Source organism: Arthrobacter sp. Sr33 (assembly GCF_054511195.1).
The window spans coordinates 30723-50398 of the sequence record NZ_JBTNDD010000009.1 but is presented as its reverse complement, the minus strand read 5'-3'; the positions used below and the strand labels follow the sequence as shown (position 1 = coordinate 50398).

17 protein-coding genes and 1 tRNA gene are annotated in these 19676 nt (G+C 64.3%); 5 read left to right on the top strand and 13 right to left on the bottom strand.

Annotated elements, in window-relative coordinates:
* Nucleotides 1–62 precede the first annotated feature (62 nt).
* Complete coding sequence (locus ACX80T_RS12620) at nt 63–1871, top strand: AMP-dependent synthetase/ligase (RefSeq protein ID WP_024477546.1); 1809 nt, start codon at nt 63–65, stop codon at nt 1869–1871.
* A gap of 24 nt (nt 1872–1895) precedes the next feature.
* Here ACX80T_RS12620 and ACX80T_RS12615 read toward each other — a convergent pair whose 3' ends face one another.
* The 3 genes from ACX80T_RS12615 to ACX80T_RS12605 all read right to left on the bottom strand — a co-directional run bounded on the left by ACX80T_RS12615 (nt 1896) and on the right by ACX80T_RS12605 (nt 8178).
* Entirely contained in the window at nt 1896–3296 is a 1401-nt protein-coding gene (locus tag ACX80T_RS12615; protein ID WP_459304597.1) for a mycothione reductase, read from the bottom strand.
* Nucleotides 3293–4681 (bottom strand): MinD/ParA family ATP-binding protein, encoded by a 1389-nt coding sequence (locus ACX80T_RS12610; protein WP_459304596.1) that lies wholly within the window; start codon nt 4679–4681, stop codon nt 3293–3295. The genes ACX80T_RS12615 and ACX80T_RS12610 overlap by 4 nt, the downstream gene beginning before the upstream one ends.
* 89 nt (nt 4682–4770) lie before the next feature.
* Nucleotides 4771–8178, bottom strand: coding sequence for a pyruvate carboxylase (locus ACX80T_RS12605; protein ID WP_459304595.1), 3408 nt, complete (start codon nt 8176–8178; stop codon nt 4771–4773).
* A 311-nt stretch (nt 8179–8489) separates the two neighbouring features.
* On the opposite strand from ACX80T_RS12605, the gene ACX80T_RS12600 reads away from it, so the two are divergent.
* Nucleotides 8490–9326 carry a ParA family protein gene (locus ACX80T_RS12600; protein WP_026040882.1) on the top strand — a complete coding sequence of 279 codons (837 nt, stop codon included), beginning with the start codon at nt 8490–8492 and terminating at the stop codon, nt 9324–9326.
* 85 nt (nt 9327–9411) lie between these two features.
* Here ACX80T_RS12600 and ACX80T_RS12595 read toward each other — a convergent pair whose 3' ends face one another.
* From ACX80T_RS12595 to gcvH, 5 genes are all read right to left on the bottom strand, one after another.
* Nucleotides 9412–10005: a MerR family transcriptional regulator gene (locus ACX80T_RS12595; protein WP_019481370.1), complete on the bottom strand. Its 594-nt coding sequence runs from the start codon at nt 10003–10005 to the stop codon at nt 9412–9414.
* 195 nt (nt 10006–10200) lie between these two features.
* Entirely contained in the window at nt 10201–10710 is a 510-nt protein-coding gene (locus ACX80T_RS12590) for a bifunctional nuclease family protein (protein WP_459304594.1), read from the bottom strand.
* 9 nt (nt 10711–10719) lie between these two features.
* The gene (ftsR, locus tag ACX80T_RS12585; protein WP_019481372.1) at nt 10720–11469 is read right to left on the bottom strand and encodes a transcriptional regulator FtsR; all 750 of its coding nucleotides are present in this window, start codon (nt 11467–11469) and stop codon (nt 10720–10722) included.
* A 10-nt stretch (nt 11470–11479) separates the two neighbouring features.
* Entirely contained in the window at nt 11480–11974 is a 495-nt protein-coding gene (locus ACX80T_RS12580; protein WP_024477542.1) for an FHA domain-containing protein, read from the bottom strand.
* A 104-nt stretch (nt 11975–12078) separates the two neighbouring features.
* On the bottom strand, nt 12079–12465 hold the full coding sequence (gcvH, locus tag ACX80T_RS12575; protein ID WP_019481374.1) for a glycine cleavage system protein GcvH: 387 nt from the start codon (nt 12463–12465) through the stop codon (nt 12079–12081).
* A 136-nt stretch (nt 12466–12601) separates the two neighbouring features.
* On the opposite strand from gcvH, the gene ACX80T_RS12570 reads away from it, so the two are divergent.
* Nucleotides 12602–13648 (top strand): ATP-dependent DNA ligase, encoded by a 1047-nt coding sequence (locus tag ACX80T_RS12570; RefSeq protein WP_459304593.1) that lies wholly within the window; start codon nt 12602–12604, stop codon nt 13646–13648.
* Between the two features lie 18 nt (nt 13649–13666).
* Here ACX80T_RS12570 and ligD read toward each other — a convergent pair whose 3' ends face one another.
* The 4 genes from ligD to ACX80T_RS12550 form a co-directional block, all read right to left on the bottom strand.
* Nucleotides 13667–14689, bottom strand: coding sequence for a non-homologous end-joining DNA ligase (gene ligD, locus ACX80T_RS12565; RefSeq protein WP_459304592.1), 1023 nt, complete (start codon nt 14687–14689; stop codon nt 13667–13669).
* Nucleotides 14690–14776: 87 nt separating this feature from the next.
* Complete coding sequence (locus tag ACX80T_RS12560; protein ID WP_459304591.1) at nt 14777–15307, bottom strand: DUF4395 domain-containing protein; 531 nt, start codon at nt 15305–15307, stop codon at nt 14777–14779.
* Nucleotides 15288–15731 carry a thioredoxin family protein gene (locus ACX80T_RS12555; RefSeq protein ID WP_459304590.1) on the bottom strand — a complete coding sequence of 148 codons (444 nt, stop codon included), beginning with the start codon at nt 15729–15731 and terminating at the stop codon, nt 15288–15290. The genes ACX80T_RS12560 and ACX80T_RS12555 overlap by 20 nt, the downstream gene beginning before the upstream one ends.
* Before the next feature lie 122 nt (nt 15732–15853).
* Nucleotides 15854–17476: a polysaccharide deacetylase family protein gene (locus ACX80T_RS12550; protein ID WP_459304588.1), complete on the bottom strand. Its 1623-nt coding sequence runs from the start codon at nt 17474–17476 to the stop codon at nt 15854–15856.
* 638 nt (nt 17477–18114) lie between these two features.
* Between ACX80T_RS12550 and ACX80T_RS12545 the strand changes: the two genes are divergently transcribed.
* Both ACX80T_RS12545 and ACX80T_RS12540 read left to right on the top strand, forming a co-directional pair.
* Nucleotides 18115–18816 carry a type 1 glutamine amidotransferase domain-containing protein gene (locus ACX80T_RS12545; protein WP_116779160.1) on the top strand — a complete coding sequence of 234 codons (702 nt, stop codon included), beginning with the start codon at nt 18115–18117 and terminating at the stop codon, nt 18814–18816.
* 262 nt (nt 18817–19078) lie between these two features.
* Nucleotides 19079–19369 (top strand): hypothetical protein, encoded by a 291-nt coding sequence (locus tag ACX80T_RS12540; RefSeq protein ID WP_116779159.1) that lies wholly within the window; start codon nt 19079–19081, stop codon nt 19367–19369.
* A gap of 79 nt (nt 19370–19448) precedes the next feature.
* On the opposite strand, the gene ACX80T_RS12535 is transcribed toward ACX80T_RS12540, so the two are convergent.
* A tRNA-Pro gene (locus tag ACX80T_RS12535) sits at nt 19449–19522 on the bottom strand.
* Nucleotides 19523–19676: the final 154 nt, after the last annotated feature.

Genomic DNA, 19676 nt, shown 5'->3' with positions numbered 1-19676 from the left:
GTCGGTTGAACCTATAGGCTAATGAAATCCAGCAAGTTTTGGAGATATCAAAGGAGATAGTCGTGCGCGAATACAGCGTCCCCGTAATGGTGGACACGCCCCGTGACAGTAATATCACGGAGCTGGTTGTCAAACAGGCTGCAAAGCCGTCCAACCCAGCGTTGTTCTCCAAAAAGGACAACGCCGGAGAGTGGCAGAACATCCAGGCGACTGAATTCCTCGCTGACGTCCAGCTCCTCGCAAAAGGCCTGATGGCCAGCGGCGTCCAGGCCGGCGACCGCGTGGCGATCATGGCTCGCACCCGGTACGAGTGGTCGCTGGTGGACTTCGCGATCTGGTTTGCCGGAGCCATCTCAGTACCCGTCTACGAAACCTCATCACCCTCACAGGTGGGCTGGATCCTTGAGGATTCGGGCGCGGTCGCTGCCTTCGTCGAATCGGCCCGCCATGAGAACGTGGTGCGCCAGGCGGCAGCCGCAGCGAACATCCCCGGTGTTCAGCACGTGTGGCAGCTGGACAACAACGGCCTGGATCCCCTGCGCGGCGCCGGTACCGACATCGATGATCAAGCGCTGGAAGACCGCCGTCGGACCGCGGGGCTCGACGACGTCGCCACCATCATTTACACGTCGGGCACCACAGGCAAGCCCAAGGGGTGCGAACTGACGCACGGGAACTTCGTCGAGCTGTCGGTGAACGCCGGGGCAGCCCTCCCCGAGGTAGCCCACGAGGGTGCCCAGACCATCATGTTCCTCCCCCTGGCCCACGTATTCGCCCGGTTCATCTCCGTGTTGTGTGTGTCTGTCGGCGCTACCGTGGCCCACACCCCCGATGTCAAGAACCTGCTCCCGGATCTGCAGAGCTACAAGCCGTCCTTCATCCTCGCCGTCCCCCGCGTGTTCGAGAAGGTCTACAACAACTCGATGCTCAAAGCCGAGGACGGCGGCAAGGGCAAGATCTTCCACGCCGGCGCCAAGGTGGCCATCGAATGGTCCAAAGCCGACCAGGCCGGCAAGGTACCGCTGGCGCTCAAGGTGAAACACGCGGTCTTTGACCGGATCCTCTTCAGCAAGATCCGCGAAGCCATGGGCGGCCGCGTGGAGCATGCCGTCTCCGGCGGCGCACCACTGGGCGACCGGCTGGGCCACTTCTTCCACGGCATTGGCCTGATGGTCCTCGAGGGGTACGGCCTCACCGAGACCACGGCACCAATCACCGTGAGCACACCGAAGAAGATCAAGATCGGCATGGTCGGGGCGCCGCTTCCCGGCAACGCAGTGAAGATTGCCGACGACGGCGAAATCCTCGCCAAGGGCGTCTGCGTGATGCGCGGCTACTACAAGCGCGATGACCTTACCGAAGAAGCCTTCGCCGACGGCTGGTTCCGCACGGGCGATATCGGCGAGCTGGATGGCGACGGGTTCCTGAAAATCACCGGTCGCAAGAAGGAAATCATCGTCACCGCGAGTGGCAAGAACGTCATCCCCGCACAGCTGGAAGACACCATCAGATCCAACGCCCTGGTATCGCAGTGCGTTGTCGTCGGCGATCACCGGGCCTTCATCTCGGCCCTGATCACCCTTGACGAAGAGGCTCTGCCGGGCTGGCTTGAGCGCCACCAGCTACCCAAGAACACCACCGTGGCTCAGGCCGCCGAACACCCACTGGTTACCGCCGAAGTGCAGCAACTGGTGGATCAGGCCAACGCGAACGTCTCACAAGCCGAATCAATCAAGGCGTTCAGAATTGTGGCCACCGACTTCACCGAGACCAGCGGGCACCTGACTCCATCCCTGAAGATCAAGCGGGCCCAGGTCCTGAAGGATTACTCCTCGGTGGTCGAGGGCATCTACTCGGCCCCTCGCGCCTAGCGCAGCCAGAAATCGGTAGCTGATTTACCCGGTCTTCAGGGACAGTAGAGCGTTCTCGACTACTTCCGTGAGGGCCGGGTGAATCCAGTACTGTCCGCTGGCCATGGTTTGGGCATCGAGTCCGAAGGACATCGCCTGGATGACCGGCTGGATGATCATCGACGCCTCGTGGCCCATAATGTGGGCGCCGAGAATCATGCCGGTGCGCTGGTTGGCGATCAGCTTCACAAACCCGGTGGTGTCCTCCATCGCCCAGCCGAACGCAGTCGACCCGTATTGCTGGACGGCAACAGTAATCTCAAAGCCTTCAGCCTCGGCCTTCGCCAGTGCTTCAGCTTCGGTCAGGCCGACAACCGCTACCTGAGGGTGCGTGAACACCGCCGCCGGGACAAACCGGTGGTCACTGGTGCGCAGACTGCCAGGATGGATCAGGTTGTGCGAGACGACCCGCGCCTCATGGTTGGCGACGTGTTTGAGCTGGAACCGGTTGCTGACGTCACCCAGGGCCCATAGCCCGTCGATAGGCGAACCGTCGCGGAGGACCCGCTGGTGTCCGTCCACGACCAGGCGACCCTCAGTATCGAGATCGAGCCCGACGTCGGCGGCTCCCAACCGGTCGGTGTTCGGCACCCTGCCGATGGCCACCAGCACGACGTCGACGTCCAGTTCCTGACCTTCGGGTCCGTCGATTACCGCGTGCACGGATCCGTCGTCGTTGGCGGTCAGTGAGGCGACGGTGTGATTGAGGACGACGTCCCACCGGCGAAGCGCCTCCGCGGTGAACGCTTCCGAGACGGAGTCATCGAGGGTACGTAACAGGCTGCCGGAGCGGTTAACCATGGTGACAGCTGAGCCAAACGCGCCGAAGATGTGAGCGAATTCGGCGGCAATGTAGCCTCCACCGATGATGAGGATCCGCGCCGGCAACTCATCCAACCGCATGATGGTGTCCGAGGTATGCACCTGCGGAAGGGTGATTCCCGGAATGTCCGGTAGCACCGCCCGTGATCCCGCTGCGATGACGACCTGGTCCGCGTGGATCTTCTCGCCCGTCGCGGTGACGAAGGACTTCTCCCCCGTGAACCGCACGTATTCCTGGTACAGGGTGACGTTGTCCAGCTCGTCTGCCCGGTATCGTCTGCCGTCCCGGGAAATCGCGTCGATCCGGGAGAAAATGCGGTCCCTGATGGTCCTCCACCTGACGTCGCGGAGCTCAAGGTCGACGCCGAGTGACTGCGCCTCTTGTGCCCCGGTGGCCAGTTCGGCTGGGAAGACAAACATTTTCGTCGGTATACAGCCGACGTTCAGGCAGGTTCCACCGAACACGCCCCCGTCGATCAACGCCACTTTTCGGTCATCCCAGTCGGGGGTGATCAGGCTGTTGCCGGAACCGGAACCGACAATCGCCAGGTCGTAGTGAGTCACTGCAGTTCGTCGACGACCAGCGCCGCAAGTTCGACGACAGCATCCCGCGTTGCCGGTTTCAGCCGGGCCAGGTCCACCTGTGAACCTTCCGCCAGATGACGGTCGTAGGGAATGCGGACAACGGTGCTGACTCGGGACCGGAAGTGCTCTTCGATTTCGGTCACGTTCACCTGGGTTCCGTTCCCGGAAGACAGGTTGATCACGACGATGGCACTAGCCACCAGGTCGTGGCGTCCGTGTGCCTCGAGCCAGGACAGGGTTTCGGAAGCCAGCCGGGCCTCGTCCACACTTCCACCGGAAACCAGCACGACGGCGTCGGCCTTCTCGAGGGTTCCCTTCATCACCGAGTGCACCATGCCGGTGCCAGAATCGGTCAGCACAATCGAGTAGTAGCGGCTCAGGATATCGGTGACCGCGCGGTAGTCGGCGTCGTCGAATGCCTGGGCGATTGCCGGGTCCGTATCGGAGGCCAGCACATGCAGCCGGGACCCTTCGCGAGCCACATAGCTGGAGAGCTGGGCGAAGGAATCCACCATGAACCGGTTCTGCACCAGCTGGCGGGCTGTGAAGTCGGCCTTGCCGGGCGAACGGTCGGAGAGCGTCCCCCGGTCCGGGTTGGCGTCCATCGCAATGATGCGGTCTTCGCGGACCTGGGCCAGCGTCATGCCAAGCAGCGTGGTGACAGTGGTCTTTCCCACCCCGCCTTTCCGCGACAGCACAGGAACATAGCGGGTGCGCTCCCCCAACCGCACTGAAATCCGGTGCTCCAGTGCGCGGCGGATCCGGACGGCGTCAGAATCGCCGAGGTTCAGATAGCCAAAGCTCAGCGTATGGAGGAGCTTGCGCCAGCCGTCAACAGGGGGACGCTTCGTTACCTCAAGGAGCCGCTCAGACGTCAGTGAGGCGGCGGTTTCAGGACCGGTTTCCTTCTGCCGGCGGGCGCTGCGCGCTTCAGTGGTCTCAGCGGCTGGCCGCTCGACCGGGGGCGTGGCAGTAGCCGAGGGGAACCAGCCCGCAAGATCCGCCGCCGGCTCAGGCGCCCCAGAAACTGTGGGCGTCGCGGAAACTGAAGGCGTCGCGGAAGTTTCCCGGGCCTTAGCCGCAGGCGCGGCCAGCACCGACGGCACCGCGGATGGCAGTGCCGGGGCGTCGGCTTTTCCGAGGGGCAGCGCCGAGGTGTAGTCGACCGGAAGGCCGGTCAACGCTCCATGATCGGTCGCCAACTCGTGGTCAACCGATCCTCGACCCTCGGGATCGCGACCCACGGAGAGGGAAGCATCCGCGTTGTCCTCGGCGTGAGGAGAATCAGTCTCCGGCAGGTCGGACTGAGTGTCGTCGGATGGGTCAATGTCCGGGCCGGTACCGGACGGATCTTGCGGGGCCATAGTTCCTCACAGGTTCGAAGATGGCGCGCCAAATGCGCCGTGGTCTCCAGCCAAACACTAGCGCACCAGACCCCGCACGGCCGTACCGGCTAGGCGGTCTCGATCACCATCAGCAGATCCCCGCCCTGCACCTGGGAGACGGCGTCGACGGCGATCCGCTTGACCGTGCCTGCCACCGGTGAGGTGATTCCGGCTTCCATCTTCATCGCTTCGATCGTGGCGATCGTCGCGCCCTGCTCGATGGTGTCCCCCTCGGCAACCGTGACGGTGACAGCACCGGCGAAAGGCGCAGCGATCTGGCCCGGCACCGACTTGTCCGCCTTCTCCGCCGCCTTGACATCACTGTGGATGCTGCGGTCACGCACGACGACGGGCCGCATCTGCCCGTTCAGCGTGCACATCACCGTGCGCATCCCCTTCTCATCAGGCTCCGACACCGCGCTGAGGGTGGCGATCAGCCGGACACCCTTTTCGAGCGGGATGACGTGCTCGCTGCCCTGCTGCAAGCCATACAGGTAGTCGCGGGTGTCCAGGACCGAGACGTCGCCGTAGGTTTCCCGGGTGGCCAGGAAATCCTTGGTGGGGCCGGCGAACAGCAACCGGTTGAGGGTGGCGCGTCGGACTTTCGAATCCCCGGTCAGCGCGGCCAGGTCTTCGGCACTGATCTCCGCGTCGCGGACCTTGATTTCGCGGCCCTGCAGGGCCTTGGTACGGAAGGGCTCTGGCCACCCGCCGGGAGGATCCCCGAGTTCCCCGCTGAGGAAACCGATCACCGAATCGGGGATGTCGTAGTTTTGCGGATTCTCCTCGAAGTCGGCGGGATCCACGTTGGTCCCCACCAACTGCAACGCGAGATCCCCCACCACCTTCGACGACGGGGTGACCTTCACGAGCCTCCCAAGTATCCGGTCCGCCGCCGTGTACATGTCCTCGATAGCTTCAAACCGTTCCCCGAGGCCCAGGGCGATGGCCTGCTGGCGAAGGTTGGACAGCTGGCCGCCCGGAATCTCATGCCGGTACACCCGACCTGTAGGTCCTGGCAGCCCCGACTCGAACGGGGCATACACGCGGCGGACTGCCTCCCAGTAGGGTTCCAGCGAGCAGATATCCGCCAACGAAATCCCGGTATCCCGTTCAGTATTGGCCAGGGCCGCGACCAGTGCCGACGCCGAGGGCTGGCTCGTGGTCCCCGCGAGGGAGGCGCTGGCGACGTCGACGGCGTCCACTCCCGCGTCCACGGCGGCGAGCAGCGTGGCCAGCTGGCCGCCGGCGGTGTCGTGGGTGTGGAGATGAACGGGCAGGTCAAAACGCTCACGCAGGGCAGTGACGAGCTGGGCGGCTGCCGCTGGCCGCAGCAGGCCGGCCATGTCCTTGATCGCCAGGATCTGGGCGCCCGCGTCGACGATCCGCTGCGCCAGCTCGAGGTAGTACTCCAGGGTGTAGAGCTTCTCCTCGGGGTCGAGCATGTTGGAGGTGTAGCAAAGGCCAACCTCGGCCACCGCGGTACCGGTTGCACGGACCGCGCGGATGGCTGGTTCCATCTGGGAGACGTCATTGAGTGCGTCGAAGATCCTGAAGATGTCGATGCCGGTCTCGGCTGCCTCCTTCACGAAGGCCTCGGTGACCTCCTCGGGGTACGGGGTGTAACCGACCGTGTTCCGGCCTCGCAGCAGCATCTGCAGGCAGATGTTTGGCAGTTCCTTGCGCAGGGCTGCGAGACGCTCCCACGGTTCCTCACCGAGGAACCGGAGTGCGACGTCGTACGTGGCACCGCCCCACGCCTCAACGGACAGCAACTGGGGTGTCCGGCGGGAGACGGCGTCGCCGGCGGCCACCAGGTCACGGGTGCGGACCCGGGTGGCGAGCAGCGACTGGTGCGCGTCGCGGAAAGTGGTGTCGGTGACGGCGACGGCTTTCTGGGCGCGGAGCTCGGCAGCGAACTTCTCGGGACCGAGTTCCTGCAGCCGCTGACGCGACCCCGGCCCTGGGGGCGCCTCGCCCTCACCAGCAACGGGCAGCTTGTCGGCGGGGTCGATTTCCACGAGCCGCTCACCGTGGGGCTTGTTGACTGTCACATCTGCCAGCCAGGTCAGCAGCTTGGTCCCGCGGTCTGCGGAGACCCGGGCGGTGAGCAGTTCGGGGCGTTCGTCGATGAAGTTGGTCGCGACGTCGCCGGCGATGAAGTCGGGATCGTCAAGGACGGCCTGCAGGAAGGAGATGTTGGTCGACACCCCTCGGACCCGGAATTCGGCCAGGGCGCGTCGGGCCCTGGTCACGGCCGACTTGTGATCGCGACCACGGCAGGTCAGTTTCACCAGCATCGAATCGAAGTGCGGACTGATTTCAGCGCCCGCGTAGACGGTGCCGCCGTCGAGCCGCACCCCGGCGCCGCCAGCGGACCGGTAGGCGGTGATCTGTCCGACGTCGGGCCGGAACCCGTTGGCGGGGTCCTCGGTGGTGATGCGGCTCTGCAGGGCAGCACCCCGCACCTGGACGCTGTCCTGGCTCAGGCCAAGGTCCGCGAGGGACTCACCCGCGGCGATGCGCAGCTGCGCCTGCACCAGGTCGACGTCAGTGATCTCCTCGGTGACCGTGTGCTCCACCTGGATGCGAGGGTTCATCTCGATGAAGACATGCTGACCCGCCCGCTCCCCCACCGTGTCGACGAGGAACTCGACGGTGCCCGCGTTGACATAACCCAGGGCGGTGGCGAAAGCGACCGCGTCCCGGTGCAGGGCCTGCCGGATGCCCTCATCAAGGTTCGGAGCTGGAGCAATCTCGATGACTTTCTGGTGCCGGCGCTGAATGGAGCAGTCCCGCTCGAACAGGTGCATCACATTGCCCTGCGCGTCCGCGAGGATCTGCACCTCAATGTGGCGGGGACGGAGCACCGCCTGTTCCAGGAACATGGTCGGATCACCGAACGCGGAGTCGGCTTCCCGCATGGCAGCCTCGAGGGCCTCGGGCAGCGCCTCCCGCTTGTCGACGCGGCGCATTCCGCGACCGCCACCGCCGGCAACCGCCTTGGCGAAGATGGGAAACCCGATCTCGTCAGCCGCGGCGATCAGCTCGTCCAGGTCGGCGCTCGGCTGGGATGACTTCAGGACCGGGATGCCAGCCTTGCGGGCGGCCTCCAGCGCGTGGACCTTGTTACCCGCCAGCTCCAGCACATCGGCTGGCGGTCCGACGAAAGTGATGCCGGCCTTTTCGGCGGCCCGGGCGAGTCCCGGGTTTTCCGACAGGAAACCGTAGCCCGGGTAGATGGCGTCACACCCGGATTCCTTGGCGACGCGCACAATTTCGTCTACGTCCAGGTAGGCGCGGACCGGGTGACCCTCTTCACCAATGAGGTAAGCCTCGTCTGCCTTCTGCCGGTGGATCGAGTTGCGGTCCTCGTACGGGAACACAGCAACCGTCTTTGCCCCCACCTCAAAGCCAGCCCTGAAGGCGCGGATGGCAATCTCGCCACGGTTTGCTACCAGAATCTTCGAAAACATTGCTCTCCTGCGTCCGTGCATCTCACCAATGGATACGTGCGTCCGTGTCCTGCATCACGGCAATCCTCACCCTACCGCGCTGTGACGTCGACCTCTTAACCTTTCTCAACATCTGACCGGCGTCCCGGGCACCGCTGACTTCGGAACCCCTACCGCTCACCTATGATGGAACGGTAGGTCGACCGCCATTGATGCGGAACTGACCAAACCCAGACGAAATAGGGGCCGCCGGCTCAAACTGCGGCCCAGGATTCCCGCTGGCGCGACGTCCGGCAGCCGCGCACACGAGATGTTAGGTATTGGTTTAACAAGTGCAAGTAGTGAGCATCAGCAGCCTCAAGGGCGGTGTCGGCAAGACGTCCGTGACTCTCGGATTGGCCTCGGCAGCGCTTGCCGCTGGAATCCCGACCCTGGTCGTTGATTTGGACCCGCATGCTGACGCCACCACCGGTCTGGGTGTGAGATCCGCTGATCAACTCGATATCGGCCGTCTGCTGAAGATTGCGCGTCGCGGCGACCTCGGAGCCAACGTGGTGCCCAGCGGTTGGGTGGCTTCGGCCATCCAACAGAACCCGCCGTTGTCGGGGAAGGCACCTGTTCTCGACGTCGCAGTGGGCTCCGCCTACTCGGGTATTTACGACCGACCAGATCTGGGACGGCGGGATCTGCGACGGCTCACCACCCTGCTGTCGCGTCTGGAGGGTTATGGGCTGGTCCTCATCGATTGCCCGCCATCCCTCAACGGGCTGACCCGGATGGCGTGGACCGCCAGCAACCGGGTGCTGCTGGTCGCCGAGCCGAGCCTGTTCTCGGTGGCAGGCACAGAGCGGACCATGCGGGCTATCGAGCTGTTCAAACGAGAATTTGCGCCGAATCTGTCCACCGCCGGGATTGTCGCCAACCGGGTACGTCCCGGTTCGAACGAGCACGCGTTCCGCCTCGCGGAAATGCGCCAAATGTTTGGTGATCTCCTATTGAGTCCCACCATTACTGAGCAGGCGAACTGGCAGCAGATCCAGGGTGCCGCCCACTCGGTGCACCATTGGCCGGGCGAATCGGCGCGCAATGCCGCCGGCTACTTTGATGAGTTGCTGAAAAACCTGGTGGATTCCGGCCGGCTGAGAAGCCGGGTGGCCCGACGCGCCTGAGGGAACGAGGTGACTCGCTTAGCTCAGGGGGCTCTCGCTTGCTCGAGGGGGGCCTCGCCTAATCCATAGGTGGGTTAGCTAGGCCCTAGCTGATCTTGCGGGTGGCCCGGCGCTTGCTGAGTTCATCGTCGGGGAAGTCCTGATCGGCTGCGTGTTCGCTGGGGAGGGCCGCGAGGCTGCCTTCCACCTCACGCCAGACCTTGCCGACAGCAATGCCAAATACGCCCTGGCCACCCTGGACCAAATCGATGACTTCCTCGGCCGAGGTGCACTCGTAGACGCTGGCGCCGTCGCTCATCAGGGTGATCTGGGCTAGATCCTCGACGCCGCGTTCGCGGAGGTGCTCAATTGCGGCGCGGATCTGCTGGAGGGAGACGCCTGTGTCGAGCAGTCGTTTGACGACCTTCAATACCAAGATGTCCCGGAAACCGTACAGTCGCTGGGTGCCCGAACCGGAGGCGCCTCGGACTGCTGGTTCCACGAGGCCGGTCCGGGCCCAGTAGTCGAGCTGGCGGTACGTGATGCCGGCCGCTTTGCAGGCAGTGGGGCCGCGATAGCCAGCGTCTTCATCAAGGACGGGGAGATCTTCGGTGAACAGCAGGCCCTGCGCACTGGCCGGGATCCCGGATCCGGACGCAACCGCGTTGGAACCCGTACCGGCGTCGCCTTTGGGACTCACGTGCTGCCTCCTCGTTCTGATAACCGTGGGAATACTTGGACGGTAGGCACTAGGCACGCACCGGATTCTCAGGGTTTGCTCTCAAGTCTGCCCTGAGTTAATGGGTAGTGCAATGAAACCGTATGCTTCGACGTTAGATCGCCGGGCACTCCAGGTCAAAGATGCAGGGCATAAAGAGTTTGGCGTGTCGGAACCTTAACGTTCGAAATCCTCGGGTTCCACGTCGGCGAGGAACTCGCGGAACTGGCGCAACTCCCGTTCGGCGTTGACTGGGGGCGCAGCGGGCGTATCGTCGTCGTCGTCGTCAGCTGCCTCGGTGATCTCCACGCCCGCCTCGTCCAGGACGGAGACGGCGCAGTAGATGGGGCAAGGGATGCGGAGGGCGACCGCGATGGCGTCGGATGCGCGCGAGCTCACCGCCGTGCCGTCGTCGAACACCAGCTCTGCGTGAAAAACGGTATCTTCGACGGAGATCAGCCGGACCTGGCTGATCTCGCGGCCGAGGGCGTTGACCACGCTGACGAGGAGGTCGTGGGTCATGGGCCGGGGCGGGACAATGCCTTGCTGAACGAAGGCGATTGCGCTGGCTTCCGGGGCGCCAATCCAGATCGGGATGTGGCGTTCCCCCTTGGTTTCCTTCAGCAGCACCAGGGGCTGGTTGGAGGGCAGTTCGATTCGGACTCCGACGACTTCTACTTCAAGCATTGCGGCCCCCTAGCTATCCATGCGGGAAATGTGGCCCTGTACCAACGCTGTGTGCAGGTTCAGGCACAGCTCGCTGATTTCGCGGGCCATTTCGGCGGCGCGTGCCTTGGAGGCCACGTCCCGACGGGAAGCGACGGGTGTCACAACCCGCTCAACGAGGCCCAGTTCGCGGTCAGCTGCGGCGCGGAAAGGGCGGAGGTGCCGGGGTTCGATCCCGTGGCCCTCCAGCAATACGCATGCCCGGGTGACGCGGAGGGCATGTTCATCGAAGCGGCCGTCAACCGGGGCGATCAGGCCAAAGCCCACCAGATCGAGCACCAGGGCGTGCCTGGCGCCGGCCTCGGCCGTCAGAGTTTCGAGGGTCAGGGAGCGGGTGTGGGAGTGCAGGTCGCGGGACATCTGGTCCGAGACCATCCGCGGGGACAGGGTCATACCGCCGGGCAGCGATTCCGGCTTCTCACCGCGGTCGATCGCGTCCACGTAGTCCTTGATGACCTTCAGCGGCAGGTACTGGTCCCGCTGCAGTGCCAGCACAAAGCGGAGGCGCTCCACATCATGCGGCGCGTACTTCCGGTATCCGGCCCGGGTGCGCTGAGGGGAGATCAGCCCTTTTTCCTCCAGGAACCGGATTTTGGACGCAGTGATCTGCGGGAAGTCCCCGGACAGTTCGGTGAGGACCTCGCCGATGTTGAGCACATTGCCGTGGACTCGTTCTGGTGCGAGTCCTACGGTGCGCCGAGCTGGCTGGGGTGAGGGCATGCAGCGGGACCTATTCCTGTCCGAGAGGCTGAACTGGTGACTGCTGTGGCGCTGCTGTCCGGGCACTGTAGAAGGTCAGGCGGAACTTGCCAATCTGGATTTCGTTGCCGTTGCGCAACGCAACCTTGTCCACCCGGTCGTTGCTGACGTAGGTGCCGTTGAGGCTACGGGTATCCAGCACGGTGAATCCGGTGTCGGTCCGCTCAAACTGGGCGTGCTTACGGGACACCGTAACGTCGTCGAGGAAGATATCAGCGTTGGGGTGGCGTCCGACCGTTGTCACGTCCTGGTCCAGGAGGAAGCGGGCGCCGGAATTGGGGCCGGTATGAGCCACGAGCAAGGCAGAGGTGCTGGGCAGCGCGGCGACCGCCGCCTGCTCTTCCGGGGACAGCTTTGGGTCCACTGCGGTGGGGGCTAGCGCCGGGATCCCAATTGTGGTGGTCTCCGGCGACGGCGCCTGATTTTCTCTTCCGCCATACGTGGCCGCGTTCTCGTTGCCAACCATGGTGTTCCTCCCCAAAATATGTGGCCAACCAGTCGAACGACCGGTTGGCCACCGTGTCCTTGCAACGGTGATCTTGCCTAGTTGTGCCGGACGAGCCGGTACCCCTAGCCTACCTGCTGTGAGTAATCCGATGAACTCAGAAGCTCATCCACGACGGATGGATCGGCGACCTTGATTTCAAGGAGCCACCCCTCACCGTAGGGATCGGAGTTGATGAGCGCGGGATTGTCCTCAAGGGCCTCATTTCGGGCCACCACCTCACCGGTCACAGGCGCGTAGATGTCGCTGACGCTCTTGGTGGATTCCACCTCACCGACGACGTCGGCCGCGGTCACCGGCGAGCCGGCCTCCGGCATCTGGACGTAGACGACGTCGCCCAGCGCGTCCTGCGCGAAGTCCGTGATGCCGACGCGAACCACACCGTCGGTACTTGGCGGGGTCACCCATTCGTGCTCAGCCGTGTAGTGAAGGTTATCTGGAACGTTGCTCATGGGCAGCCTTTCGTCGTACTCCGGTGTGACTGGGCGCGACGTCCGCTGGATGCCACTGATCGAGTATAGGCATAGTGATTGGACGATGGGCAGGGGTGGACTACCCTCAGCTCGCCGAGTGAGGAAAGATCAGTTCATGACCGATCTCCCCTTCCCCGTTCAGCCCATGCTCGCCAAAGCCGTCAGCGATGTGCCCGATCCGGACAGTGTGGCTGGCGGCCTGCTGTACGAACCGAAATGGGACGGATTCCGAGCCATCATCCACCGCGATGGCGACACCCTGGAGATCGGCAGCCGCGGGTCGAAGCTGCTCACCCGGTATTTTCCGGAATTGGTTGAGGCGCTGAAGGTGTCCCTTCCGGAGCGCTGCGTGGTCGACGGCGAGATTGTGGTCCGCACCGGCTCCCCCGGCAATGAGCGGCTGGACTGGGAGGCGCTGTCGCAGCGCATCCACCCCGCCGACAGCCGGGTCAGGCTACTGGCCGAGGAAACACCCGCCTCGTTCGTCGCTTTCGATCTGCTGGCTGCTGGGTCGAAGGATCTGATGAGCTCACCCTTCGCTGAGCGTCGGGCCGCCCTGGAAGGCATTGCTGGTGCGTTCGCTGCCCCTGTCCATGTGTCTCAAACGACCGACGACGTAGAGCTCGCCCGCCGCTGGCTGGTCGAGTTTGAGGGAGCTGGGCTCGACGGCGTCGTCGCCAAGCCGCTGGACGCCGGATATGAGCCTGGCAAGCGCCGCATGCTCAAGATCAAGCATCACCGCTCCGCCGACGTCGTCGTCCTCGGTTACCGGGTGCACACCAGCGGCGCCGGTGTCGGGTCCCTGCTGCTGGGGCTGTACGACGACGGCGAGCTGCGCAATGTGGGCGGCGCGTCGGCGTTCACCAACAAACGCCGGCTGGAGCTGGTCGATGAGCTGGCGTCCGACGTCGTGCGCGATGCTTCAGGTGAGCCTGTCCGTGGGGAAACCGATCGAAGCCGGTTCGCTTCCGGCAAGGATGTGTCCTTTGTGCGGCTGCACCCGCGGCGGGTGATGGAGGTGCGCTATGACCAGATGGAGGGCTCACGCTTCCGTCATACCGCCCAATTTTCCCGGTGGCGGCCGGACCGCGACCCCGAGTCCTGCACCTTCGACCAGTTGGAGGTCCCGGTGGCGTATGACCTGAATGAGGTCCTCGCCTAGAGAATAAAACCCGAGAACCTACTTGTCCTTCTTCGCTCTGCTGGGCTGGACGCGGGAGGGCTCCCCCGGCATCTTCGGGTAGTCCGGCGGGAAGGGTAGCTCGCCGAGACCGGAGTCAAGGTCGCGCTGCCACCAGTCAAGCAGTTTGTCGATGGTGCCGGGCTTTTCGTGGAAGCTGGCCCACGGATCGCCGACGGTTTTCAGCCGTTCGGGCACCGTGAGCACGGTGAAGTTCTTTGGGTCGGCGCTCTCCAGCTCCTCCCACCCAATCGGGCAGGAGACCGGTGCGTGGGCCAGGGCCCGCGGACTGTAGGCACCGGCGATGGTGCGATCCCGGTTGGCTTGATTGAAGTCGACAAACACCTTCTCCCCACGTTCCTCTTTCCACCACGCGGTGGTGACGGCGTCGGGCATGCGGCGTTCCAGTTCGCGGGCTGCCGCGATCACCGCATGGCGGACGTCGAGAAACTCCCGGACCGGCTCGATCGGGGCAAAGACGTGGAGCCCCCGGTTGCCGGAGGTTTTGATGAAGGCGTTGAGTCCGGCCTCCTCGAGCACCTTGCGCAGTTCGATTGCGGCGGGGACGGCGTCGTCGAAATCGGTTCCCGGCTGGGGATCCAGGTCGATGCGCAACTGGTCAGGGTTGTCGGAGTTCTCGGCCCGTGACGGCCAGGGGTGGAAGACGATGGTGTTCATTTGGGCTGCCCAGACGGCGGCGGCAGGTTCATCGATGACGAGTTGCGGGTGGGATCGGGCGCTCGGGTAGATCACGGGCACCGATCGGATGTAGTCGGGTGCACCCTTGGGCGGGTTCTTGGAGAAGAACTGTTCGCCGTCGATCCCGTCCTTGAACCGCTGCAGGGCGAGGGGGCGGTCACCGTTGGCAGCGACGAAGGCCTCCCCCACCTCGACCAGGTATTTGGCGAGGTCGAGCTTGGTGATACCGAGATCGGGCCAGAGCACCCGGCTGGGACTGGAGATCCGCACGTCGCGGGTGCAGTGGGGTCCGTCAACGGACAGGACTGTTGCGTCAGATGCCATGGCTCCAACATACTCCGGGGTACCGGCCTTGTCCGCTGAAGGTGTCAGGACCGGTCGTGAGACAGTGATTCGTTTGAGCTGCCTCGCTCAGGCGCCGGCGAGTCCGCCTCGTGGCCGGATGAGCCCGGCCTGCGCCAGGACCAGGTACAACTGGCAGCCGAGGCACAGTCCGAACGCTGCGTTCAGGAACGCGGCGACGAACGCGGCACCTCCGGCGATTGGAAGCGCCCACGGGACGGCTGCGAGGTGCAGCAGCAGTCCCACCGTCACCACTATGAAGCCGACCACCTGAGCAAAACGTGGTAGTCGAGGGTCTTCACGATCGACCGGCGGTGTGAGCCGGGGGCTGAGAACCTTGCGGAACAGCACGCCCCAGAGAGCGGTCCGTGGGGACGTGAAGCCCCAGGCGAACAGGATGGCGGTGATCGCAAGCATCATAAACCCGGGGTCGGACACCTTTTCCGCGAGACTCAGGCGCGGAGTCGCGTCCGCCGTCAGGAGGGCGAAGAAGGTGCCGACCAGCAGCAGGCAGGCCGTCAACGCGGCCGCAAACCGTGGGCCACGAGGGTCAATACCGGGGAGAGGTGTGGTCGAGGGGTTATGAGGCAAGGCGGTCATCGCCGGGTCCTTCCAGGGTGTCAATTTCGGCACGGATGGACGCCACTGATACCGCGCCCGCGTAGCGTGCAGCGACATCGCCGTTCGGATTGACGACGAGCACGGTAGGGGTTTGCATCACCTTCAGCCGCGAGGCGAGATGTGGCCGGTGGGTGAGGTCGACGTCGGTGTACACGACGCCGTCGTAATCCCTGACCGTGTTGGTGAGGGCCCGCCGCACCCCTGGGCAGCGGGAGCAGTAAGCGGTGCTGAACTGGACCACTGTCGCGCGTTCGCCCAGGACCGCGAGGTCCACGTCCGCCGGGGCGATCTCCCCCACCTGCACGGAGCGCTTGACGCCAGACCGGTGACGCATGGCCAGTCCGATGCCGAGGGCACCGAGGACCAGCACAACGACGATAGCGGCGGCCACGAAAGGGTTCACTCTTCTAAGATACGACCGCATACCCCGGACTGAACCTGGCGGCGTCACAGTTCGTCGTATGCACACCGCCGAGGGAGGCTACAAGCCGGCCGGGTGACGCGGACCGGTGATGCGGCACTCCATCAGTCCAGCAGAGCCTCCACCGTGACGAAGCCGTAGCCCCTGGCGCGCAACCCTTCGATGATGCAGGGCAGGGCGGCGGCGTCGAGGGTGGTGCCGTCGTTCGGGTTGGAACCCACGTGCATCAGAACGATCTGGCCGGGACGGGCCGTGTTCAGGACCCGCTGGCACACAATCGAGGCGGTGATGCCGCCGGATGTCCCTCGCCAGCCCAGCGTGTCCACCGTCCAACGGAACGGAACGTAACCGAAACCGTTGACGACGTCGATGTCGAGCTGAGTCCGATCGCCGTAGGGGAACCGGAAGTAGGGCATGGTCGTCTTGCCGGTGAGCGGCCAGATGGCGGCCTCCGCTCGCGCCAGTTCGAGCCGGATGGCCTCGTTGGTGAGCTGCGAGAAATACGGGTGGGTGTTGGAGTGGTTCCCGACGGGGTATCCGTCAGCTGCCATGGCGCGCACGCTCGCAGGATATGCACGCGCGAACTGGCCGGTCACGAAGAAGGACGCCGTCGCGTCATACCGGTCGAGAGTGTTGAGGATGGAGGTCACCCCCGCATTGGAGGCACCGCCGTCAAAGGTAAGGGCCACGACGGGGCGCGTCGTGGGGAAGGACTCCCAGTCGGTGTCATCCCACCTGGTGGGGACGGATGGCCATGGCACGAATGCGGCGTTGGGGCCCCTGTACTTTGCGGGATAGGCATACAGGGCGCCGTCCGTCCGCACCGCCCAGATCGTCTGGGCGCGAGGATCGAGCTGAGTGGCGAAGATCTTCGGGAAGGCGGACCACCCCGTTCCGATCTGTGTCATGGGGAACGATGTGCCGCTTGACGTGGCGGCATAGAGGCGCAATCTGGCCTCGCTGTCCACTACGAGCAGATCAGAGCGGCCGTTCTTGTCCCAGTCGCCCGCTCCCACGACCTGGCGCATGGGGAGCCAGCCTCCACCCAGTCTGATACGGGGAAGGAAGCTACCGGTGCCGTTGGTCGGGTAGACGTGCATGATGCCGGCCATATCGGTGGCCGCAACAGCGGGATACCCGTTGACGGACTGCTGCACCGGCGTCCACGTCCGCATGGTCAGCCAACCATGGCCGATCTGGCGCGCAGCGAGGAATCCACCCGAACCGTTGCCCGGATACAGCATCAACCGCCCGTCCTTGAAGCGTGCGATCAGGTCGAGGGCACCGTCACGATTCCAGTCCACGCCACCCTGGACGCTCTCGGCGACCAGCCAGCCGTTCCCGATCTGGCGGGGGGACGCGAAACGCTCCCGAGCGTTGGCCGCGTAATAGAGGAGTCGGCCGTCGGACGCGATCAGCATCAGATCGCTGAAGCCGTTGCCATCCCAGTCGCCGACCGAGATCGTGCGTGAGGCCGTCCATCCCCTCCCGATCTGGTAGGGCGCCGAAAAACTGTTGGAGGGGTTGGACGGCAGAGTCTGCGCTGGCAGTGCGGCAGGTGACTCCTCGACGGTCATCCCTGGAGCGGTGTAGGCCGGCGCTGCGACCGCGGTCCCCGTGGGAATCACACCGGTCAGTACGAGCCCTGACACGAGGCCACCCACGATGACGCTCCGCTTCGCAGCCGCCGCGCCCGCACGCCATCTCGCGATGATGCTCCCGCTCATGATTTTGCCCTTACCTCTCGAGTCGCAAGTTGAGGGACTTTCCTGCTCATCTGCTATCTAACTCCGTTGGGCCCAATTGGATTAGGGTCTTTAGTCCGTGGTCTGCTCACCTCAGCGGTAGCGCCGCGCTACTTCCTCCCAACGTCTTCTCCGCCGCATCTGACGGGGTTCGGTCGAAGACAACGACGCGTCGAACTGGACCCAAGTACGTTGCTCAATAGACACGTTGCTCCATCACCTGGGTCCGGGGCCGGTCACCGTTCGAGTGGTTGAGCGGTGACGGCGGATAACGGGGAATACCCACGTTGCGGGGCTGGTTGTGCGGGGTATGAGACTTCTTCACACGCAGCCCGTACCTGAACTTGGCCTAGCCGCGTGGAGCCGCCTGACCACGCCCGCCTAGTAATCCTGCAGGTCTTCGCAGGCAAACCTTATGCCACCCACTGATTGTGGACGTTGCAAAGCCGGTCCCAGCACCTGCTACGGATAAACCGCACAGGGCTCCCGAGAACGCCCCCACAGACTAGACCGCCCTCACCGCATGACCCCTCAAAAGAACCCGTACGGGGGTCCAAGCACAGGTTCCTTTTACAGGTCCGTGCGTGGGCCTACCTGCTATCACAAAGGAGAAAAACACCATGGCAAAGATTCTGATGGTCGTTTCGGCCGCTGATTCCCTGACGATGAAGGACGGTAGTCAGCACCCTACCGGGGTGTGGGCCGAGGAACTGGTGGTTTCCCACCGGACCCTCCTCGGCGCCGGACACACGGTCCACATCGCCTCCCCTGGCGGGGTGAAGCCGACGTTCGACCAGGTCAGCCTCGCCCCGGAAATGGCCGGAGGGCAGGAGAAAGTCGATGAGTTCCGGGAGTACATCACCTCCATCGACGATGAACTATCCGCAACGCTGGTCCTCGCCGAAGTGGACGCCGCGATTTACGACGCTGTGGTCCTGCCAGGCGGGCACGGCCCGATGGCTGACCTGTTTCAGAACGAGGACCTTGGCCGCATCCTGATCGCCGCCAACGACAGCGGGCGAATCATCGCTCCGTTCTGCCACGGTCCTGCCGGATTGCTCAGTGCAGTGGACGGAAACGGAAGGTTCGCCTTCGAGGGCCGGCGGATGACCGTGTTCACCAACAAGGAGGAGTTATCCGGGGGAACCGGGGAGAACACTCCGTGGTTCGTGGAGACCGCACTGCAGGAGCAGGGCGCCGTAGTGGAGCTGGGCCCTGACTGGTCATCCTTCGTGGTGCGCGACGGCAACCTGATTAGCGGCCAGAACCCCCAATCCAGCCACGACGTCGCCCTCGCCGTCATCAACGCCCTAGCCGAATAAGCCAATCACCGCAGGCGGCGGATAGGGCGCCGTCTGCGGTAAACACCCTCTAAGAGCAGTAGATGTCCGATTTCGCCGCCAAAAAACTGCTCCGGCAAGGCCGCGGCCGGAGCAGCATCGAAGACGCCGAAGGACTGCGCCGAATCCCCCGCACCGCCTCCTAACCCCTCGGGCGCCGACACATCAGCCGCAACGCCAGACCTTCGGTGGTGCCTCAACCCGGGAGACCCGCCTGTCATTGGCCGGGGCTATCCTCGTGCCCATGGGGCATAAGTTTCACGGCGACAGCTGGGGCCTGGCTCCCGGTGCCCGCAACTGGCGGCGGCCCCTGCAGGTGAATGCACCTGACCCGGCGGACGTGCATACCACCAAGGCAACGATCCCGCTGTGGACCGACCTTACCTACGCTGACGGCGACACAGCCACGGTCAAGGCCTTCGCCCTCGGGTGGACCGACGCAGCCGTCCGCATCCAATGGGTTGAGAAGAGCCTCGCCCGGTACGTCTGGGTGGATGCCAGTAAGGTGCGTCGGCGGGTTCTGGAACGAAAATAGTCCCGGCGCAGATAACCCACGGGCAAAGAAAAACCCGCCGATCCGGGCTGCAAAGCCTAGATCGGCGGGTTTTTCGCTGTCGGGATGACAGGATTTGAACCTGCGACCCCTTGACCCCCAGTCAAGTGCGCTACCAAGCTGCGCCACATCCCGATTGGCCGGCCAATGAAGGCCGAACCACCTGAAGAATCCTATCGCATGCCAGGCCTCCGGACGAACCAGACGAGCCGTAAACAGGTTTCTCAGGTAAAAACGGCCACCGGGCCAAGGATTGCCGCTAGGAAGCGGCAATCCTGACCCTGAGGGT

Excerpts from the sequence above, each read along its gene's own strand:
- ACX80T_RS12610 (WP_459304596.1), bottom strand. The coding sequence starts at position 4,681 with ATGGCCCCGCAAGATCCGTCCGGTACCGGCCCGGACATTGACCCATCC.
- ACX80T_RS12605 (WP_459304595.1), bottom strand. The coding sequence starts at position 8,178 with ATGTTTTCGAAGATTCTGGTAGCAAACCGTGGCGAGATTGCCATCCGC.
- ACX80T_RS12590 (WP_459304594.1), bottom strand. The coding sequence starts at position 10,710 with ATGCTTGAAGTAGAAGTCGTCGGAGTCCGAATCGAACTGCCCTCCAAC.
- ftsR (WP_019481372.1), bottom strand. The coding sequence starts at position 11,469 with ATGCCCTCACCCCAGCCAGCTCGGCGCACCGTAGGACTCGCACCAGAA.
- ACX80T_RS12580 (WP_024477542.1), bottom strand. The coding sequence starts at position 11,974 with ATGGTTGGCAACGAGAACGCGGCCACGTATGGCGGAAGAGAAAATCAG.
- gcvH (WP_019481374.1), bottom strand. The coding sequence starts at position 12,465 with ATGAGCAACGTTCCAGATAACCTTCACTACACGGCTGAGCACGAATGG.
- ACX80T_RS12570 (WP_459304593.1), top strand. The coding sequence starts at position 12,602 with ATGACCGATCTCCCCTTCCCCGTTCAGCCCATGCTCGCCAAAGCCGTC.
- ligD (WP_459304592.1), bottom strand. The coding sequence starts at position 14,689 with ATGGCATCTGACGCAACAGTCCTGTCCGTTGACGGACCCCACTGCACC.
- ACX80T_RS12560 (WP_459304591.1), bottom strand. The coding sequence starts at position 15,307 with ATGACCGCCTTGCCTCATAACCCCTCGACCACACCTCTCCCCGGTATT.
- ACX80T_RS12550 (WP_459304588.1), bottom strand. The coding sequence starts at position 17,476 with ATGAGCGGGAGCATCATCGCGAGATGGCGTGCGGGCGCGGCGGCTGCG.
- ACX80T_RS12545 (WP_116779160.1), top strand. The coding sequence starts at position 18,115 with ATGGCAAAGATTCTGATGGTCGTTTCGGCCGCTGATTCCCTGACGATG.
- ACX80T_RS12540 (WP_116779159.1), top strand. The coding sequence starts at position 19,079 with ATGGGGCATAAGTTTCACGGCGACAGCTGGGGCCTGGCTCCCGGTGCC.